The organism is Aeromonas finlandensis (assembly GCF_000764645.1).
GTDB lineage: Bacteria > Pseudomonadota > Gammaproteobacteria > Enterobacterales > Aeromonadaceae > Aeromonas > Aeromonas finlandensis.
Genome location: NZ_JRGK01000369.1, coordinates 1 through 1817 on the forward strand (window position 1 = coordinate 1; position 1817 = coordinate 1817).

Annotated in this window: 1 protein-coding gene and 1 pseudogene; one reads left to right on the top strand and one right to left on the bottom strand. The window is 48.8% G+C overall.

What is annotated here, in order from left to right; genetic code table 11:
* Positions 1-841 precede the first annotated feature (841 nt).
* Positions 842-982: pseudogene (locus tag LD28_RS23755) on the top strand (tyrosine-type recombinase/integrase); the annotation flags it as partial.
* Between the two features lie 158 nt (positions 983-1140).
* On the opposite strand, the gene LD28_RS0121875 reads toward LD28_RS23755, so the two are convergent.
* Complete coding sequence (locus LD28_RS0121875; RefSeq protein ID WP_033138977.1) at positions 1141-1575, bottom strand: YcgN family cysteine cluster protein; 435 nt, start codon at positions 1573-1575, stop codon at positions 1141-1143.
* Positions 1576-1817: the final 242 nt, after the last annotated feature.

The following is a 1817-nucleotide window of genomic DNA, read 5'->3' on the forward strand; positions in this document are numbered from 1 at the left end:
CAATTGCATCCACAGCAATCAGCACAATGTTGGCCGGAGGCCCTGATGTGACTACATGGTCTACCAGCCCAAAGACACTTGGTGGCAAGTTGATGCGATCGTCAAAGTCCCTGTTGAAATGGCGGTTCATCCGATTCCCTTTTTCAGAATTATTGAGTCATTGAACTATGTCGGACACAGTATGTTATATGTGCTGTACGGCGTCATTTGATAGATGTTGACGCGCCGGGCTTGTCGCAGCGAAATCAGCATAGGCCGTGCTAGGCAAAGCCCTAGATAACTGTCTCTATTGCGGCAAACGTGAAGTTTACGAACGTCCGGCGACTAGTAAACAGAATAACTTCCAGTAATCCGACATTCGCAAATTACAGGAATCGTCGTATACATGCCTTCCCGTTACATAATCTGTAAAAACGCAATCAGTCTGGTCAGGACTTTTGAGCTTTGAATGCGAATTTCCGTCGTTGGTGGACGTGTGAGAACGTATGCCCACCATAAGGCAGGCCACCCATCCGTTATAATGCTGTCCTATCCTTACTGTCATGCGTATTTTTTCATTATGGTATTTTTCATGGTTTTTAATGAAGCATGGATTGCAACGCATTGTTTTATAATTGTTTTTTATTATTATTGATGATTGAATGGGAATGATCACCCGTTAGGTATTAGCTGGTACTAACTGGCACAAAAAGACACTTAAGCCCATGTTTACATGGGCTTTTTTATTTTCATGGCAGCGGTAAGTACCGCGTGAGCATGGCAGCGAACTCGCAGACGGTTAAGACTCTTGCTGATCGATACCAAGTGACGAAGTTTCAAGTCGAGGGACACCCTCTACAAGGTGGCCGGGATGGCCTAGATGTGGTCGTTATCCCAGCCGGTTCTATCCCATTACAACGACTCGATTAATGGCAGGCAAGAGACGATCACCTTTGGCCGCTACATTGTTGGTGGTATCACCCTGGCGGAAGCCCGTGAGCGGCAAGCGAATGGTGGCCGATGGTTACCGGTTAAATGCCAAGCGTTATTGAGCGAGGGGAGCTATAGCAGGCGACAGATGAAGAACAGCTGGTAAGCAAAGGGCCGCAGATAGCAGCCCTTTTCTATATGAAATGTGGATCAATATTGTATGAATGAGGTTTAGCTTGCCCAGGTGATGATGTGATCAATCCACTCACCGGCCTGATCCTCGTGGATCACTTTGCCACGTACGGATTGACCAGCCTGATGCATTGCGGAGCGACTGCCGGTCAGCAGAGGATGCCACTCTGGCAGCGAGTCCCCCTCGGCTAGCAGGCGATAGGCGCAGGTAGAGGGGAGCCAGTCATACTCGGCGATCTTGTCATGGGTGATCTGCAGACAGTCAGGCTCTTTTTTGAAACGATTGGGATAGTCGGAACACTGACAGGTCTTGGTATTGAGCAGGTTGCAGGCGACATTGGTGAACACCAGTTCGTCGGTATCTTCATCAATCAGCTTATTGAGGCAGCATTTGCCGCAACCATCGCAGAGGGATTCCCATTCGGACTCAGTCATCTGCTGCAGACTCTTGGTCTGCCAAAAGGGGGCTTGCATCATACCGCTCACTTAATACACCTGATAAAGCGCGTGGTTATACCCTTTGTTACCCGGTATTTCAAGGAGAGGGTCGCTCGGGTAGGAAAATTATCGTCATCAGGTTACATCACTGCGCCACAGGCGGTACCTGCATGTTGCTCAAGCGGCTCGCATGCTGGCAATAAACTCCCCTGTTGTGACTTACTGGACTGCATATTGGCCGGTTACTGTTTCACTTTCTGCTTCTGCTTCTGCTTCTG

Bases quoted from the DNA above. Each gene is read 5' to 3' on its own strand.
- LD28_RS0121875 (WP_033138977.1), bottom strand. From the start codon at position 1,575: ATGCAAGCCCCCTTTTGGCAGACCAAGAGTCTGCAGCAGATGACTGAG.